We start from the raw sequence: 16,039 nt of genomic DNA on the forward strand, positions 1-16,039 counted from the left end.
GCAGTCAGCTTTGCTGCCAATAGGCTGAACACCAATCCGTTGGCGTCCGGGCCAGTGCAAGTTTTTTCCCGGCCTGACGTGCCTTCGGCCCAACAGGGCCAGGAAAAATCTTCCACTGTCCCTCCCAGGCTGCAGGTGTTGTTGCTTGATTCAAGGCTGTGAAATCGGAACGCGAAAGCGTGCTGGTTCCTGTCATCTGCACGGAGTATTCTCGAATCACGGCATCGCCGTAACCGCCACCCGTCTGCTGGAGGTGCAATGGTCAGAATCGAGAAGAAGGCTCGCCGCAGCTACGTCCTCGACACCAACGTCCTGATCCACGACCCCGCCTCGATCTGCCGTTTCGAAGAACACAGCGTCATCATCCCGATTACCGTGCTGGAGGAGCTGGACCGGCTCAAGCGCGGCACCACCGATCTGTCCCGCAGCGCCCGCCAGGCCACTCGCAGCCTGGGTCTGTTGCTGGACCAGGTGGACCAGGACCAAGTGCGTGAGGGCGTACCGGTCAAGCTGCATCCGGATGCCGCCGGGGCCAGCGGCCGCTTGTACTTCCCGTTGGCTGCCGATGTCTCGCTCAACCCGGCCCTCGATCAGTCCTCCGCCGACAATCGGATCATCGCCGAGGTGCAGGCGCTGCAGAACGCGCGTCCCGACGAGACCGTGATCCTGGTCAGCAAGGACATCAATCTGCGGGTCAAGTGCGCTGCGCTGCAGATCCCGGTCGAGGATTACCGCAATGACCGGGTGATCGACGACATCGAGGCCATGAGCAGCGGTGTCAGCGTTGCCGGTTCGGCCTTCTGGGAACAACTCTCCGACGGGGTCCAGTCCTGGAACCGGAACGGCCGCAGCTGGTACCGGGTTCATGGACCGCTGGTGGAAGGCTGGACGGCGGGCCAACTGGTTTGCGAGAGCGAAGGTAGCGGCTTCGAGGCGATCGTGCGCAGCCTTGAGGGTGACGTCGCCGAACTGGAGGTCTGCCGGGATTTCCGCAATGACCGGCACGCGGTCTGGGGTGTGACCGCGCACAATGCGCGGCAGAACTTTGCCCTCAACATCCTGCTCGACCCCGAGATCGATCTGGTCACGATGGCCGGCGTGGCCGGTACCGGAAAGACCTACATGGCGCTGGCGGCGGCCCTGCACCAGGTCTACGAGGACCGGCGCTTCGAACGCATCATCGTCACCCGGGAGACGGTCTCCATGGGCGAGGATATCGGCTTCCTGCCCGGCACCGAGGAAGAGAAGATGGCGCCCTGGATGGGCGGTATCCAGGACAACCTGGAGACCCTGCTGCGCACCGATGACGGCTGGGCCGCGGCGGCAACGCGGGAAATGCTGTCGGGGCGCATCCTGTTCCGGGCGCCGGCATTCATGCGCGGGCGTACCTTCAACGACACCCTGCTGATCATCGATGAGGCGCAGAATCTGTCACCGAAACAGATCAAGAGCCTGATCACCCGTGCCGGGCGCAATACCAAGATTGTCTGCATCGGCAACGTCAACCAGATCGACAGCCCGTACCTGACCGCGACCACCTGTGGCCTGACCTATCTGGTGCAGCGGTTCCGGCGCTGGCCGCACGCCGCGCATATCACCCTGCAGGACGTGGAACGTTCACGGCTGGCGCTGGAGGCGGAAGCGGTGTTGTAGCAGGAAGCCGAGGGCTGCTTGACCGCAGAATGACTGCGGCGCTGCGCAGCGCGCCTTACCTCGGAAAAATGCGGACTCCAACGCAGACGTGCGAATAAATCAGTGTTTCCCTAGACGGCGTCGCCCAGGCCCACGTTGTTCTTCTCCAGCACCTTGTCGGCTCGGTAGCTGGAGCGCACCAGGGGCCCGGACACCACCTCCAGGAAGCCCATGGCCAGGCCCCATTCTCGGTAGCGCGCGAATTCGTCCGGTGTCACGTAGCGCTCCACCGGCAGGTGGTTCGCGGTGGGACGCAGGTACTGGCCGAAGGTCACGATATCCACGCCGGCATCGCGCAGATCCTCCAGCGTTTGCCGGATCTCGTCGTCGGTCTCGCCCAGCCCCAGCATCAGGCTGGTCTTGGTCAACACCTCGGGCCGGTGCCGTTTGCCATGCGCCAGCACCGTCAGGGTCTGCTCGTAGGATGCCCTGGGGTCGCGCACCGGATGGGTCAGCCTGCGGACGGTCTCCACGTTTTGGGCAAACACGTCCAGCCCCGAATCGACCACGGTCTCGACATCCGCCAGGCGGCCGCAGAAATCGGGCGTCAGGGCCTCGACCGCGGTGTCCGGATTCATGGCCTTGACCGCCCGCACGCAGGCGGCATAGTGCCCGGCGCCGCCATCGGCCAGGTCATCCCGGTCGACCGAGGTCAGCACCACATAATTGAGCCCCATCAGGCGCACGGATTCGGCGGTATTGGCGGGTTCCTGCGTGTCCAGCCAGCCCTTCGGGTTGCCGGTGTCCACCGCACAGAAGCGACAGGCGCGGGTGCAGACCGAACCCATCAACATGATGGTGGCGGTGCCGGCGTTCCAGCATTCGCCGATGTTCGGGCACATGGATTCCTCGCAGACCGTGCTTAGCCGGTGTTCGCGCACATTGCGCTTGACCGCCTCGTAGCCGGCGCCCGCCGGAATCCGGGCGCGCAGCCAGGGTGGCTTCTGTCCGCGTGGCACCGGAGCCGCATCGGCCTGCTGCTTGACCCCGTTCTTGATCGCGCGAAAGCCCTGTTCGGTTTCGAACTTGGTGCCGCTGGCAACCACCACCGGGATGTCCTTGAGTCGCGTCATGCTGTCTCCCGTCCGCAAGACCGGCAGTTACTCGCCGCGCCGTGCCTTGCGGATTGTGTCATAGGCCTCGCGTAAGGCATGGGTCCGCCTGGCCGCATCGTCCAGCGTTGCCTTGTCCGCGCCGCTGGCGGCGAGTTTGTCCGGATGGGTCCGGCTCAGTCGCCGCCGGTAGGCAGTCCGCACGTCGTCCATTGAGGCATGCTGATCGATCCCGAGTTCCCGGTAGGCCGCGACCAGCCTGTTATTCGAGGGCCTGGCCGGCTGCCGGGGCGGCGGTGGCGGGGGTGCCCGCAGCACATTGCGGCGCGACAGCCACCAGCCACCCGCCAGGCCGACAAGACCACCAATCGGTCCGGCAAGGCTGTAGCCGAACAGCATGCCCATGATCATCGCCAGCCAGCGCAGCGACTGCATCAGGCCGCCTCGGCCCGCGGGAGTCTGGCGAAGTGCGCGCGGATCTGGGCCAGCTGCTCGGCCCCGGACTGCGCCCGCATCAGTTGCCTGCGGCTGGATTCCGCGCCGGGCTGGCCGGCCAGATACCAGCCGATGTGCTTGCGAGCGATGCGCAGTCCCTGGCGTTCGCCGTAGAACCCGTGCAAGGCCTGGACATGGTCGAGAAAATGCCGCTCGATTTCGTCCTGCGCCGGCGTCGGCAGGTATTCCCCGGTATCCAGGAAATGCTGGATTTCACGGAATATCCACGGTCGGCCCTGGGCGCCGCGGCCGATCATTACGCCATCGGCACCGGTGGTGGCCAGAACCTGTGCAGCGCGCCCGGCGGAGTTGATATCACCATTGGCCAGCAGGGTCCGTGGGAAGACCTGACGGACCTCGCGCAATGTCTGGTGTTCAGCCTCGCCACGGTAAGCCTCGGCCCGAGTCCGGCCGTGCACCGCCAGCGCCTGGATACCGCAATCGTCGGCGATGCGGGCAATATCAACGGCATTGCGGTGATCCGGATCGGGCCCGGTGCGGATTTTCAGGGTCACGGGCACGGCCACCGCCTCGATGACGGCCTGCAGGATATCGCGAACCAGCCCCGGTTCGGCCAGCAGTGCGGAACCGGCCAGCCGGTTGCAGACTTTCTTCGCCGGGCATCCCATGTTGATGTCGATAATTTGCGCACCATGAGCAACGTTGTGCCGGGCGGCACGTGCGAGCATCGCCGGATCGGCACCGGCGATCTGAATGCTGCGAGGTTCCGGCTCACCGGCGTGTTCGGCGCGCAACCGCGTCTTGCGGCTGTCCTGCAGTTCCGGGTTTGCGGTCAGCATCTCGGACACCGCCATCGCGGCACCGAGCCGCCGGCACAGAAGCCGGAACGGCAGGTCGGTGACACCGGCCATCGGGGCGAGCACGACCTGGCCACGGAAGCGATGGGGTCCGATTTGCATGCGCCAACAATCTGGAAGGAAGCCAAGGAAGTTACCGATTTGTTCTCGCGCCTGCCGTGGTGCCCACATTTCTCCCCGAGGCAAGGCGCTGTAATGTGTTGCACACATACTGCAGTGGCGATGCCCAACGCGGCAGTCGGAACAAATCACTATTTCCTGAGCGATGATACCCTCGCCAAGCCGTGGCGCAACTGCCTGTGGATAACTTGGTGGAAAAAATACGGCACCACGGGCGGGCGCCGGCCGTGCTCGTCAGCGATTGCGCAGGCGCGCTTGAAGCAACAACGTAATGCAATGGTTTTTATGGGAAATATGTGATGCCGTGGGACGTCGGGCCGACAATGGCCCTGTGGTCTGTCGCTCGTCAAAGTTGTGTACAACTGTTTTTGGTGAACAAAGTGCCTGACGGCATCCGGGGTTGTTGATGATGAAGGCCGTATTTCTGGACAGCGAAACCGTCGGCGAGGATGTCAGCCTCGACGCGGTGCGCGACGCCGTTGACACGCTGCACTGCCATCGGCGCACCGGTGCAGCACAGACGCTGGCGCACATGCGTGGCCACGAGGTCGTGATCAGCAACAAGGTGGTAATCCAGCGTCAGCACCTGCAGGCCCTGGAGCAGCCGCCGGGACTCATCTGCGTGGCCGCCACGGGCACGAACAATGTTGAGCTGGAGGCCTGCGCCGAGGCCGGGGTAAAGGTCTGCAACGCGCGGGCCTACGGCACCGACGCGGTGGCCCAGCATGCCCTGGGTCTGATGCTCGCCTTGAGTATCGGCCTGCTGGATTATTCAGCCGCTGTCGCCCGCGGCGACTGGCAGCGGGCGACACAGTTCTGCCTGCTGGACTATCCGGTGCGGGAACTCTCCGGACTGACCCTGGGCATCGTTGGTTACGGCACGCTGGGAAAGCGGGTCGCCCAACTCGCCGAGGCCTTTGGCATGCGTGTGCTGGTGGCGCAGCGGCCCGGTACCAGCAGTCCGGTACCCGGGCGTGTGCCCTTGGCCGAGCTGTTGCCCCGGGTAGACGTGTTGAGCCTGCACTGCCCATTGACCGAGGCGACACGGGGCCTGATCGGTGCCGATGAGCTGGCCGTGATGAAGCCGGATGCCATCCTCATCAATACCGCCCGCGGCGGCCTGGTGGATGAGCAGGCGCTTGCCGATGTCTTGCGCGCCGGGCGCCTGGGTGGTGCGGGGTTTGACGTGCTGACCGAGGAACCGCCAAGGAACGGTAATGTGCTGCTCGAGGCGGGGATTCCGAATCTGATCGTGACCCCGCATACCGCCTGGGCCAGCCGCGAGGCGCGGCAGCGGATCTGTGATCAGGTGGCCGAAAACATTCGCGCCTGGCGCGGCGGGCAGCCGATTCGCACGCTGATCTGAGTTCCATCCGTCTGCATTCAAAGGCGCGGTTCGCGTCGCCCTTCGTCGAAATCGGGCAGGTCATCCACTCCCAGGCCGGGCTCCACCCGTTCAGCGACGGGTTCCCGCGCCGCCGGCGCAGCGGCGACCGTCGTCCGCAATGCACCGATGGTGTCGGCAATTTCCTGGCGTGTCGGCAGGGCGCTGCTGCGCCAGCCAAGGAACGGTATTTTCGCGGCCTGTAACGACGTCCTGGTCGCCTTGTCGGGTTCCGAGTCGAGGCCGATGCAGGCCAGAGGCCGCATCTGGTGGTCGCAAATCAGGAAATCACTGACCTGCTGATCCAGTTCCCTCAGTTGCTTTTCGCTGCGGCGTGCCGACAGCCCGGCGGGCTCGATGAAGCCGCTGAGCGGAACGTTGATCAGCACGGCATGCCCCGGTAGCGCCTCGCGCAGAGTGTGATAGAAACTTGCCTGCACCGGGGAAAGCAGAGGGCGACCGATCAAGCGAGGCTTGCGTCCACGGCGAAAAACGACCACCAGTGCGACGACAGCAAGGATGGCGCCAACGGCGATCACGGCGGGCAGCAGGAATTCAGACATGGCCTCTCCAGATCTGACGAAGTGCCGCAATGCTGAAGCCAGTGGGTGCCGCGCGCAAGCGTCTCCAATCGGCTACGCGCGTTATGTCACTGTGGCCACCGACTCCGAATCCAGCGAGCGTTCTACCAGCACCAGCGCGTTGTCATCCGGATCCGGTCGCCGCTCGAAGCCGAGTCGCTGCATCAACGCCAGCATGCCCTGGTTTGCGCTCAGCACCTGGCCTTCGATGCGACTGAGCCCGCGTTGCTCTGCGCAATGCATCAGCGCCTCCATCAACACGCGGCCCAGGCCCCGCCCCTGCCAGTCGTCCGAGACCACCAGCGCAAACTCGCAGCTTTCGCCGTCCGGGTTGATGATGTAACGCGCAACCCCGACCTGGGTCGCCTCGCCACCATCCCCCGATAGCGCCACCAATGCCATCTCCCGGTCATAATCGATCTGCGTAAAGCGCACCAGCATCGATGTGCTCAACTCACTCATGTGTTCCATGAACCGCAGATAACGGGACCGCGGCGACAGCGAGCGGACGAAGGCAGCTTCCATGTCGGCGTCTTCGGGCCGGATCGGACGCAGCAACACGCTGCTGCCATCCCGCAGCGTGACCTCGCGTGCCAGGTTCGCCGGATACGGCATGATCGCCATGTGCCGGTAGGCGCTGTCCGGCTGCGCGCGGCAGATGTGGATCCGGGCATCCACGGCGATGGCGGTGCCGTGGTCGACGATCATCGGATTGATGTCCACATCGGTCACCGACGGCAGGCTGCAGACCAGATCGGAGAGCCGGAGCAGGACCTGTTCCAGGGCCGCGAGCGGCAGTCCCTCCCCATCATCCAGGTAGCGCGACAGGCGGGTGCGGCGGATCAGGTCACGGGCGAGGAAATCGTTCAGTGGTGGTAGCGAAACCGCAATGTCGTGAATCGCCTCCACCATCGAGCCGCCGGCGCCGAAACCGATCACCGGTCCGAATACCGGGTCGCGGGCCACGCCGAGCATGATTTCGTGGCCGTTGCGCGGCGTATGCATGGGCTCCACGGAGCAGCCATCGGTCGCGATGCCGGGATAGGTCTCTGCCATGGCCTGCATGATGTCGTCCCAGGCCCGGGCAACCGCCTTCTCGTCCACCAGGTTCAGGTGCACGCCGCCGGCGGCCATCTTGCGCGTGATTGCGGCACTGTTGATTTTTAATGCCACCGGGAAGCCAAGCGAACGGGCCTGCTCACAGGCTTCGCTGCGGCTGCGTGCGACGCGGGTTGGCGTTACCGGAATCCGGAATGCCTGCAGCACGGCCTTGGCCTGCTCCGGGGTCAGACGGTCCAGGCCGGCTTGCAGGGCGCCTTCGACGATGGCCGTGGCGGCCTTGATGTCGGGGCTTTCAAGACCGCCGGGCGCGCTCGCAAGCTGGGCAAGAAGCGCCTGGCTGCGGCGGTAGCGGGACAGGGCAGCCAGCGCCTCCACAGCGTTTTCCGGCGTCCCGTAGCTGGGGAAATGACTGCTGCTGAAATGCTGGCGTGCCGGTTCCACGGCGTCGCCACCCATCCAGCAGGCCAGCACGGGCTTCTGCGAGGTGCCGGCAACCCGGGTCACCTGCTCCGCGGTCTCGGCTGCGCCGACCCGGTTTTGCGGTGTGAAGATGGCGACCGCACCGTCGACACTGCCGTCCCGCAGGCAGTCCTCAAGGCTGGCGGCATAGTCGCCCGGCGCCACTTCGCAGGGCATGTCCACCGGGTTAGTGACCGCGTGGGACCGCGGCACGCGCAGCCGCAGCGCCTGTCGCGTGGTGTCGCTCAGCGTGGCCAGCGACAGCTGTCGCTGGCCGATGACATCGCCGGCCACCCGACCGGGACCATGGCCATTGCTCAGCACCGCGATTCGGTCACCCGCCAGGCGTCGGCCGCCGGCCAGCAACAGGGCGCTGGACAACAGTCGGGTGATGTCCGGCACGCGTACGGCACCGGCGCGCGCGATCGCCGCATCGAAGGCTTTGTCAGGGTCGATCAGCGCGCGGGCGTGGGTCCGGCAGGGCCGTGGTTCGTCAACGGCATGTCCCGATTTCATGACGATGACGGGCTTCAGGCGGGCGGCAGCGCGCAGGCCGCTGAGAAACCCGCGGGCATCGTTGACCTGTTCCAGGTAGAGCAGAATGCTGCGGGTCTGCGGGTCCAGCGCCAGATAGTCCAGGATTTCGTGCACATCGACATCGGTGGTTTCGCCCAGCGAGACCACGGTGGAAAAGCCGATGCCCCGGGTGGGTGCCCAGTCCAGGATCGCACCGCTGAGGGCTCCGGACTGGGAAATCAGCGCCAGCCGTCCGGGTTGAGCCATGGCGGTACCAAAACTTGCGATCAGGCCGGAGGCCGGTCGTAGCAGCCCGGCCCAGTCGGGTCCGATCAGGCGAATGCCGTGCAGCCGGGCCAGGCGCAGTGCCTCGATGTGGTGGATCGAGCTCGACTGATCACCTTCCGCCAGGTCTGGTGCCAGCAGGACCGCAGCGCGGATGCCGGCCTGGCCGCACTGGTCGATGACCGTGGGGATGGCCCTGGCCGGGATGCTGATAATGGCCAGGTCGGGTGTTTCCGGCAGGTCCAGCACCGAGGCGACACAGGGCAGATCGCCGATCCGGCGATGCGAGGGATTGACCGCCAGCAAGGCCCCGGTGAAACCGGCGCGCTGCAGGTTGCGGAGCACCTGGGTGCCGACGGAGCCCTCACGGTCACTGGCGCCGACCAGGGCAATCGAACGGGGGCGAAAGAAGCGGTCCAGATAATGACTGCTCATGACGCAGGCGCTCTGTTTCCGATCCTGCCCCCATCATACGTCCGGATGCTGCGTTGCCGCATCCTTGCGGCAGAGGCCTCCTGGCGCCGCGTGTCACGGATGGCGTATGCCGGCCTTGTCCAATGCGCCGCGGATTTCCTCCAGGCTGGTCGGGTCGTCGATGGTCGAAGGCACCGGCACGTCCTTTTCCACCGACAACTGGCGGATGCTCTTGCGCAGGATCTTGCCCGAACGGGTTTTCGGCAGCTTCTGCACGATGGCGACCTGCCGCAGGCAGGCAAAGGCGCCGATTTCGCTGCGTACGATATCGACCAGGTCCTGCTCCAGCGTTGCATGGTCAATCTCGGCGCCGTCCTTCAGGACAACGAACCCCATCGGCGTCTCGCCCTTCATCTCGTCGCGCAAGCCGACCACCGCGCATTCGGCAACCGCGCTGTGGCCGCCGATCAGCTCCTCCATTTCGCCGGTGGACAGGCGGTGGCCGGCGACATTGATCACGTCGTCCATGCGACCCATGACGAAGATGTAACCATCCTCGTCGATAAAGCCGCCATCGGAGGTGTCGTAGTAGCCGGGGAAACGTTCCAGGTAGGCGCTCTTGAAGCGCGCCGGATCCTGCCAGAGTGTCGGTAGGCACCCCGGAGGCAATGGCAGCTTGATGGCAAGATTGCCCTGGGTGCCGGTTGCCACCGGCTGTCCCTCGGGGTTCAGCACCTCGACCCGGTAGCCGGGTACCGGGAACGTCGCCGAGCCGCTTTTCTCCGGCTGTGGCTCGACGCCCATCGGATTGCTGGCGATTGGCCAGCCCGTCTCGGTCTGCCACCAGTGATCGATGACCGGCAATCCGGTGATCCGCTTCAGCCAGTCGTAGGTTGGGGGATCAAGCCGCTCGCCGGCTTGGTAGATGGCGCGCAGGCAACTGATGTCGTAGTTGGCGAGCAGCTTCGCCTCCGGGTCCTCCTTCTTTACCGCCCGGAAGGCAGTGGGTGCGGTGAAGAACACCTTCACCTGATGCTCCGAGATGACTCGCCAGAAGGCGCCGGCATCCGGGGTTTTTACCGGCTTGCCCTCGAACACCACCGAGGTGCAGCCGTAAATCAGTGGTCCATAGACGATATACGAGTGACCGACCACCCAGCCCACGTCCGAGGCGGTCCAGAACACTTCCCCCGGATCCAGGTTGTAGACGTATTTCATGCTGAAGTTCAGCGCCACCGCATAGCCGCCCGTATCGCGCACCACCCCTTTTGGCTTGCCGGTGGTGCCGGAGGTGTAAAGGATGTAAAGCGGATGCGTGGCGTCAACCGGGACCGGGTCGGCCGGCGCGGCTCCGTTCGCGACCTTCTGCCAGTCCAGGTCACGCTCGTGATCCATTTCGGCCGCGCATTGTGGACGCTGCAGCACCACGGTGTGCGGTGGCGGTTCGGCGCTGCGCCTGATCGCCTCGTCCACCAACGGCTTGTAGGGAATGACTTTGGTGAACTCGATCCCGCAACTGGCCGTCAGCAGGACTTTCGGTTTCGCATCATCGATGCGCACCGCCAGTTCGTGCGGTTGAAAACCGCCGAATACCACTGAATGAATGGCACCCAGGCGTGCGCAGGCCAGCATGGCGATTACTGCTTCCGGGATCATCGGCATGTAGATCACAACCCGGTCGCCCTTGTCGACGCCCAGGTCCCGCAACCCGCCGGCAAACTGCGCAACGCGGTCGCGCAATTCACGGAAACTGAGTGTGGACTGGGTCTCGGTGACCGGTGAGTCATAGATGATTGCGGTCTGGTCGCCGTGGCCCGACTCCACATGGCGGTCCAGTGCCAGTTCCGAGATGTTCAGTTGGCCGCCGGCAAACCAGCGGTAATGGCCTTCCTCGTCCTGGCTCAGGATCTGTCTGGGCGGCTGTCGCCAGGGCAGTTGCTCTGCCTGTTCCCGCCAGAAGCCTTCCGGGTCACGCTCGGCGCGCTGATAAAGATCCTGATAGGACATGACGTGTCTCCTCCTTGTCATGGCGATTCCGGTGTTCCCGCCATGGGGTGACTGGCATTCAGATCGGGCTGGCGTTGTTGTCTGTGACCCTTCGGGCGGGCCTTGGCGCCACGTCGAAGAGTCCTGCCACTGCTTTGACCGTAGCACCAAAACCGGGCAGTTTTCCTCACTGAGGTGTCAATAGTTTTCAGGAGGTTTGATGAACAACCGGCTTGCAGTTGTCACCGGTGGCGGCTCCGGCCTCGGGCGCGCCCTGTGTCATGCCCTGGCTGATCGCGGACTCGAGGTGCTGGCGGTGGGGCGCCGGCAGGCACCCCTGACCGAGACCTGCAGGGCGTATCCGGAACGGATCCGTTCCCTGTCGGCGGATGTGGCGACGGAGTCCGGCCGTGATGCGATCGCTGCGGCGGTTGGCGGGCAGGCCGTGGCGGCTCTGGTCCATAACGCCGGTGTGCTTGAGCCGGTGGCGCCGCTTGAGCGGATCAGCTTGCAGGACTGGCGGCACAGTCAGGCAATCAACGTCGAGGCCCCACTTTTCCTGACGCAGTTGCTGCTGCCCTGGCTGCGGGATGGTCGGGTCCTGCACATCTCATCCGGCGCCGCGCACAGTGCCTACAGCGGTTGGGGCGCCTACTGTACCGGCAAGGCGGCGCTGTACATGCTGTATCAGGTCTGGTCGAAGGAACTTGTCGAACGTGGCGTCGCGGTCGGCAGCGTGCGCCCGGGCGTGGTGGATACGCCGATGCAGACGCTGTTACGGCAGCAGCGACGCGCGGATTTCCCGGCCATCGACAAGTTTCTGGATCTACATTCCCGGGGCAAGCTGGAGGATCCGAAGGCAGTCGCCGGCTTCATCAGCTGGCTTTTGCTTGATGTCGGCACCAGTGCCTTTGCCCGCACTGAATGGACCTTCACCGACCCCGAGCAGCAGGCCATGTGGCGGCGCGGTGACGCGCTTTAGGGAAACGCTGATCTATTCCCGAATCGGGCGGTTTTACCGCCCTCTGTGCGGCAGTCCGCAAAATAAGGCTTTCGGCCTGTTGCCGGCCGCGCGGCCTGTGCTATACCTAATCCATTCTCGGAGCAGAATCAGGGTGTCTTGAGACTCCCTGATGACAGAACGCGTCCGCCCACCCTGGCGCGTAACCTTAACCTCCGGGCTGTCGCCCGGAGGCTTTTTTTATCAATTGGACCAGGCCCGGGCGTTGCGTTCTTCCAGCCGCTCGATCAGACCATCCAGGCCGTGCCGGTCAGCCACCGAGCCATACTCGTTACGGTAGTTGATGACGAAATTGAAACCTTCCAGGCTGATGTTGTAGATCTGCCAGGAACCGCTGTCCTCGTCGAGGATCAGCTCGTAGTTCACCGGCACCGCTGGGTCATCGATCCTCAGACGGGTCTGGACCTGCACCCGGTTGCGGGAATCCGGATCAGTGACCCGCACGATCTCCATCACCTGGCCATTGCCATCGACTGCCCGGACCACCTCGTCCACATGGTCGGACAGGGTGCCGGAGTAGGTGCGGATGGCGTTCTCCCGAAACGCGTCGGCGAAGCGATCGATGGTTTCATCCGAGGCGCCGCGCGCATGGCGACCAAGGATCAGCCGCGACATCAGGTTGTATTCCACGTGCGGCGACAGGATTTCGTCGATCAGGTCGAAGGCCACGCGACGGTCTTCGGCAATGGCGTCACGGTTCTCCAGCAGCACCTCCACTGCGTCGTCGAACAGGCTCTGGATCAATGCTTCCGGATCCTTGTTGGCCTGCGTGCTGAAACTCGCCAGCAGCAGAACCAGCCCGAAGCAGGCTGCAACCAATCCCCGATAATTCGTTTTCATGCTGAATATCCCGTTTCAGATTGAATTCGGCCGGTGGCTTGTTGGTCCGGCCGCCCCGGAGAACTTGGACAGCGGTGCTGCCATTCAGTGCTGTTGGCGCGGCAATACGATGGCCTTGCCGCCGCCCCGCGGGTCGCTGGCCGCCTCCAGGCGGTCATCGCCACGGTGCCAGAGCAGGGCCTGCATGTCGCCAAACTGGCGGCCGGCCGATTCGACGCTGTGGCCCAATGCCTCCAGCCCCCGGATTGTATGCTGGTCGAAGGCGCTCGGCTCGTGCTCGATGCGATCCGGCGTGTACTGATGATGATAGCGGGGCTGGCTGACCCAGCTGTGGACCGCTTTGCCGTCGGCAAAGGCAAGTATGCCCAGCATGACCTGGGTAATGATGCGGCTGCCGCCCGGGCTGCCGAGTACGCCGATTCGTTCGTCGGTCTCGACAAAGGCGGGCGTCATGCTCGATAGCGGGCGTTTGCCCGGTTCGATCAGGTTGGGTTCGCCGCCGATCAGTCCGTAGGCGTTGGGTTCGCCCGGCCGGGTGGCGAAATCGTCCATCTCGTTGTTCAGCAGTACGCCGGTGCCGGCGGCGACAAACCCGGAGCCGAAGGGATAATTGATCGAAAGCGTTGCCGCAACACGATTGCCGTCATCGTCGATAATCGAAAAATGGGTCGTGTCCTCGCCCCGCTGGCGGGGTGTCGGCAGGTCGCCGGAATCGGTGGCCCGTTCCAGCTCCAGGTCACTGGCCAGCAGGCTCAGATGCGCCTCGCCCAGCAGGTGCACGGTCGGATCCTCGATGAAATCCGGGTCGCCCAGGAACAGGCTGCGATCGCGGTAGGCGCGGCGCATGGTTTCGGCAATCAGGTGAATGCGGCTGACGCGATCCAGCTGGTCCAGTTCGAAGTCGGCCAGCAGCCCGAACATCGTGCCCAGCGCAACCCCGCCGGCGGATGGCAGGCCGGCGGCGGTGATGCGCATGTCGCGGTAGTCGATCACCACCGGCTCACGCTCGACGATGCGGTAATCCGCCAGGTCGTCGAGTTGCCAGATGCCGCCGGCATCGCGGGTTGCCTGCACCAGCTGTGCGGCCAGTTCACCCTGGTAGAAGCCGTCATGTCCCTTCTCGGCGATGCGTTCCAGGGTGCGCGCCAGATCCGGCTGTCGGATCAGGTGCCCCTTGCGGGGCGTCTCGCCGTCGAGCAGGAAAATCGCCGCGGCATCAGGCCATTCCCTGACCGCGTCCTTGCGAAAGCCCATCAACCGTTGGTAATGCCGGTCAACCGGGAAGCCATGCCGGGCCTGGCGGATGGCAGGCGCCAGGTTCTGGCTCAAGGTCAGTTGTCCGTAATGCTCGGTGATGTGGGCCAGCGCCGCGGGCGTGCCCGGGATACCGGCCGCCAGCGGCCCATTCAGCGAGGCGCCGCTGACCGGCTCACCGTCCGCGTCCAGGTACATCTCGGCATGGGCTTCCCCGGGCGCGGTCTCCCGGCCGTCAACCATCACCTGATGACCATCGGCGGCCCGGTGCAGCAGCCAGAACCCGCCGCCGCCAATACCGCTGCCATAGGGTTCAACCACGGCCAGCGAGGCCGTGGCGGCCACCGCCGCATCGAATGCGTTGCCCCCCTGTTCAAAAATCTCCCGCGCGGCCTCGGTGGCCATCGGATGCGCGGTGGCAATCGCGGCGCCGGGTGGCCGCTCCGAGGCCGGGAGGGCCACCGCAAAGCTCAGCAGCACGACACAGAATCGACGCAGCATCGCTGGCATTGGCATGACCTTCAATCCTTGACGCATAGCCGGCGGATCAGTGCATTAGCGACCGGCGGCTGCACGAACTTGGAAATGTCGCCACCCAGGGCCGCCACCTCGCGCACCAGGCTGGACGAGATATAGGCGTACTGTTCGGCCGGTGTCAGGAAGATGGTTTCCACCTCGCTGACCAGTTGCCGGTTCATGCTGGCGAGCTGGAATTCGTATTCGAAATCCGACACTGCGCGCAGGCCGCGAACAATCACATGCGCGCCGCGCTCGCGTACAAAACGCGCCAGCAAGGTGTCGAAGGCGGTGATCTCCACGTTGCGTACGTGGGCCAGTGCCTCGCGTGCCATCTGCACCCGTTCCTCGATGGTGAATGCCGGCCTCTTCGATGGGCTCGGGACGGCGGCGACCGCCACCACCAGGCTATCGAACAGGCGGGCGCCCCGCTCTACCAGATCGATGTGGCCGTTGGTAATCGGGTCGAATGTGCCTGGATAGACAGCGGTAATACTCATCCTTGGAAGCCCTTCCAGTTCGTTAAGGAAACGCTGATTTATTCGCACGCCTGCGTTGGAGCCCGCATTTTTCTCCGAGGCAAGGCGCGCTGCGCAGCGCCGCAGTCATTCTGCGGTCAAGCAGCGCAACACAGCAATCGGGAAAAACGCGGCCCAACCCGAAGGGCCCGGCCGGTTTTGGCCCCTGGCTGTGTTGCGCCACCGGCCCGGTAGCTCGGGCTACCGAACCGGCACCGCTCCTTGCCAGATGACCAAAACCGGTCTCGGGCGCAGACGCGGGAATAAATCAGCGTTTCCTTAAGCCGAAATCACAACAGTATCGGCAGCGCTTTGCAAAAATGCGGCTGACAGCGGTGCGACGGGCAATCAGGCAGCCTCGCGCCGGTAGAGCGCATAGCGTACCTGTCCGGCCTGCTTCTCGCGCAGCAGCAGCCAGTTGCCGGGCAGGGCGGCCGGCATGTCGTTGACGGCATGTTCCAGGTAAATGCGGGCATCAGACGCCAGCCAGTGGCCGCGTTCCAGTTGCTCGCAGACCGGTTCCAGCAATGCGCTGGCGAAGGGCGGGTCCAGGAAGACGATGTCAAATGCCTGGGCAGGCTGGCGCAGGAATTGCCGGGCATCACCGGCCCAGACGCTGACGTTGTCTGCTTCGAGCTGGCTGAGCGCGGCGCGCAAGTGCCGCAGCGCCTGCCCCGCCTGCTCGACCAGGAGGACATGCCCGGCGCCCCGGGATGCGGCCTCCAGCCCCAGCGCGCCGCTGCCGGCGAACAGGTCCAGGCAACGGCTGCCGGGCAACACCGGCTGCAGCCAGTTGAATAGCGTTTCGCGATTGCGGTCGGCGGTGGGGCGCAGACCGGGCAGATCGGCGAACTGCACGCGGCGACCGCGCCAGCGACCGCCGATGATTCGCAGTTGTTGTCTGCCCCGCCCGGTCATGCCGCCTCCCCCTGATGGTCGCACCGATCTGCAATCAGCCGGCCTCGGGGGAGCACCGCATATCCCTGGCCCGACTCAGGCGAAGACTCTACCCAGACCGTGGGAGCT

Annotated in this window: 13 protein-coding genes; 3 read left to right on the forward strand and 10 right to left on the reverse strand. The window is 64.8% G+C overall.

Annotation, left to right across the window (positions count from 1 at the left end; all coding sequences use genetic code 11):
• Nucleotides 1-258: 258 nt before the first annotated feature.
• A complete protein-coding gene (locus tag M0534_RS03915; protein WP_248567102.1) occupies nucleotides 259-1,653 on the forward strand; it encodes a PhoH family protein in 1,395 nt (464 codons plus the stop codon).
• Nucleotides 1,654-1,763: 110 nt separating this feature from the next.
• Here M0534_RS03915 and lipA read toward each other — a convergent pair whose 3' ends face one another.
• From lipA to dusB, 3 genes are read right to left on the reverse strand one after another with little or no spacing between them, the layout of a single operon-like run.
• A complete protein-coding gene (lipA, locus tag M0534_RS03920; protein ID WP_248567103.1) occupies nucleotides 1,764-2,765 on the reverse strand; it encodes a lipoyl synthase in 1,002 nt (333 codons plus the stop codon).
• A 27-nt stretch (nucleotides 2,766-2,792) separates the two neighbouring features.
• Nucleotides 2,793-3,179, reverse strand: coding sequence for a J domain-containing protein (locus M0534_RS03925; RefSeq protein WP_248567104.1), 387 nt, complete (start codon nucleotides 3,177-3,179; stop codon nucleotides 2,793-2,795).
• On the reverse strand, nucleotides 3,179-4,159 hold the full coding sequence (gene dusB / locus M0534_RS03930; protein WP_282571261.1) for a tRNA dihydrouridine synthase DusB: 981 nt from the start codon (nucleotides 4,157-4,159) through the stop codon (nucleotides 3,179-3,181). The genes M0534_RS03925 and dusB overlap by 1 nt, the downstream gene beginning before the upstream one ends.
• A gap of 427 nt (nucleotides 4,160-4,586) precedes the next feature.
• On the opposite strand from dusB, the gene M0534_RS03935 reads away from it, so the two are divergent.
• Nucleotides 4,587-5,543, forward strand: coding sequence for a 2-hydroxyacid dehydrogenase (locus M0534_RS03935; RefSeq protein WP_428348281.1), 957 nt, complete (start codon nucleotides 4,587-4,589; stop codon nucleotides 5,541-5,543).
• A 17-nt stretch (nucleotides 5,544-5,560) separates the two neighbouring features.
• Here M0534_RS03935 and M0534_RS03940 read toward each other — a convergent pair whose 3' ends face one another.
• From M0534_RS03940 to M0534_RS03950, 3 genes are all read right to left on the reverse strand, one after another.
• Complete coding sequence (locus tag M0534_RS03940) at nucleotides 5,561-6,124, reverse strand: DUF2726 domain-containing protein (RefSeq protein WP_248567106.1); 564 nt, start codon at nucleotides 6,122-6,124, stop codon at nucleotides 5,561-5,563.
• Nucleotides 6,125-6,205: 81 nt separating this feature from the next.
• Nucleotides 6,206-8,899, reverse strand: a complete 2,694-nt coding sequence (locus M0534_RS03945) for a bifunctional acetate--CoA ligase family protein/GNAT family N-acetyltransferase (protein ID WP_248567107.1) — start codon at nucleotides 8,897-8,899, stop codon at nucleotides 6,206-6,208.
• Nucleotides 8,900-8,992: 93 nt separating this feature from the next.
• Nucleotides 8,993-10,885, reverse strand: a complete 1,893-nt coding sequence (locus M0534_RS03950) for a propionyl-CoA synthetase (RefSeq protein ID WP_248567108.1) — start codon at nucleotides 10,883-10,885, stop codon at nucleotides 8,993-8,995.
• A gap of 199 nt (nucleotides 10,886-11,084) precedes the next feature.
• Here M0534_RS03950 and M0534_RS03955 point away from each other — a divergent pair, with 199 nt between their 5' ends.
• A complete protein-coding gene (locus M0534_RS03955) occupies nucleotides 11,085-11,846 on the forward strand; it encodes an SDR family NAD(P)-dependent oxidoreductase (protein ID WP_248567109.1) in 762 nt (253 codons plus the stop codon).
• 222 nt (nucleotides 11,847-12,068) lie between these two features.
• Here the strand turns inward: M0534_RS03955 and M0534_RS03960 are convergent, their stop codons facing one another.
• From M0534_RS03960 to rsmD, 4 genes are all read right to left on the reverse strand, one after another.
• Nucleotides 12,069-12,725, reverse strand: a complete 657-nt coding sequence (locus tag M0534_RS03960) for an MlaC/ttg2D family ABC transporter substrate-binding protein (protein ID WP_248567110.1) — start codon at nucleotides 12,723-12,725, stop codon at nucleotides 12,069-12,071.
• 84 nt (nucleotides 12,726-12,809) lie between these two features.
• Nucleotides 12,810-14,495, reverse strand: coding sequence for a gamma-glutamyltransferase (gene ggt, locus M0534_RS03965; RefSeq protein WP_248567111.1), 1,686 nt, complete (start codon nucleotides 14,493-14,495; stop codon nucleotides 12,810-12,812).
• A gap of 5 nt (nucleotides 14,496-14,500) precedes the next feature.
• Nucleotides 14,501-14,995, reverse strand: coding sequence for a pantetheine-phosphate adenylyltransferase (gene coaD / locus M0534_RS03970; protein ID WP_248567112.1), 495 nt, complete (start codon nucleotides 14,993-14,995; stop codon nucleotides 14,501-14,503).
• A 366-nt stretch (nucleotides 14,996-15,361) separates the two neighbouring features.
• Complete coding sequence (rsmD, locus tag M0534_RS03975; protein ID WP_248567113.1) at nucleotides 15,362-15,931, reverse strand: 16S rRNA (guanine(966)-N(2))-methyltransferase RsmD; 570 nt, start codon at nucleotides 15,929-15,931, stop codon at nucleotides 15,362-15,364.
• Nucleotides 15,932-16,039: the final 108 nt, after the last annotated feature.

The organism is Methylonatrum kenyense, from assembly GCF_023195885.1.
Classification (GTDB): domain Bacteria; phylum Pseudomonadota; class Gammaproteobacteria; order Nitrococcales; family Aquisalimonadaceae; genus Methylonatrum; species Methylonatrum kenyense.

Excerpts from the sequence above, each read along its gene's own strand:
- M0534_RS03940 (WP_248567106.1), bottom strand. The coding sequence starts at position 6,124 with ATGTCTGAATTCCTGCTGCCCGCCGTGATCGCCGTTGGCGCCATCCTT.
- coaD (WP_248567112.1), bottom strand. The coding sequence starts at position 14,995 with ATGAGTATTACCGCTGTCTATCCAGGCACATTCGACCCGATTACCAAC.
- lipA (WP_248567103.1), bottom strand. The coding sequence starts at position 2,765 with ATGACGCGACTCAAGGACATCCCGGTGGTGGTTGCCAGCGGCACCAAG.
- M0534_RS03925 (WP_248567104.1), bottom strand. The coding sequence starts at position 3,179 with ATGCAGTCGCTGCGCTGGCTGGCGATGATCATGGGCATGCTGTTCGGC.
- M0534_RS03960 (WP_248567110.1), bottom strand. The coding sequence starts at position 12,725 with ATGAAAACGAATTATCGGGGATTGGTTGCAGCCTGCTTCGGGCTGGTT.
- M0534_RS03955 (WP_248567109.1), top strand. The coding sequence starts at position 11,085 with ATGAACAACCGGCTTGCAGTTGTCACCGGTGGCGGCTCCGGCCTCGGG.
- ggt (WP_248567111.1), bottom strand. The coding sequence starts at position 14,495 with ATGCCAATGCCAGCGATGCTGCGTCGATTCTGTGTCGTGCTGCTGAGC.
- M0534_RS03950 (WP_248567108.1), bottom strand. The coding sequence starts at position 10,885 with ATGTCCTATCAGGATCTTTATCAGCGCGCCGAGCGTGACCCGGAAGGC.
- M0534_RS03935 (WP_428348281.1), top strand. The coding sequence starts at position 4,587 with ATGAAGGCCGTATTTCTGGACAGCGAAACCGTCGGCGAGGATGTCAGC.
- M0534_RS03915 (WP_248567102.1), top strand. The coding sequence starts at position 259 with ATGGTCAGAATCGAGAAGAAGGCTCGCCGCAGCTACGTCCTCGACACC.
- M0534_RS03945 (WP_248567107.1), bottom strand. The coding sequence starts at position 8,899 with ATGAGCAGTCATTATCTGGACCGCTTCTTTCGCCCCCGTTCGATTGCC.
- dusB (WP_282571261.1), bottom strand. The coding sequence starts at position 4,159 with ATGCAAATCGGACCCCATCGCTTCCGTGGCCAGGTCGTGCTCGCCCCG.
- rsmD (WP_248567113.1), bottom strand. The coding sequence starts at position 15,931 with ATGACCGGGCGGGGCAGACAACAACTGCGAATCATCGGCGGTCGCTGG.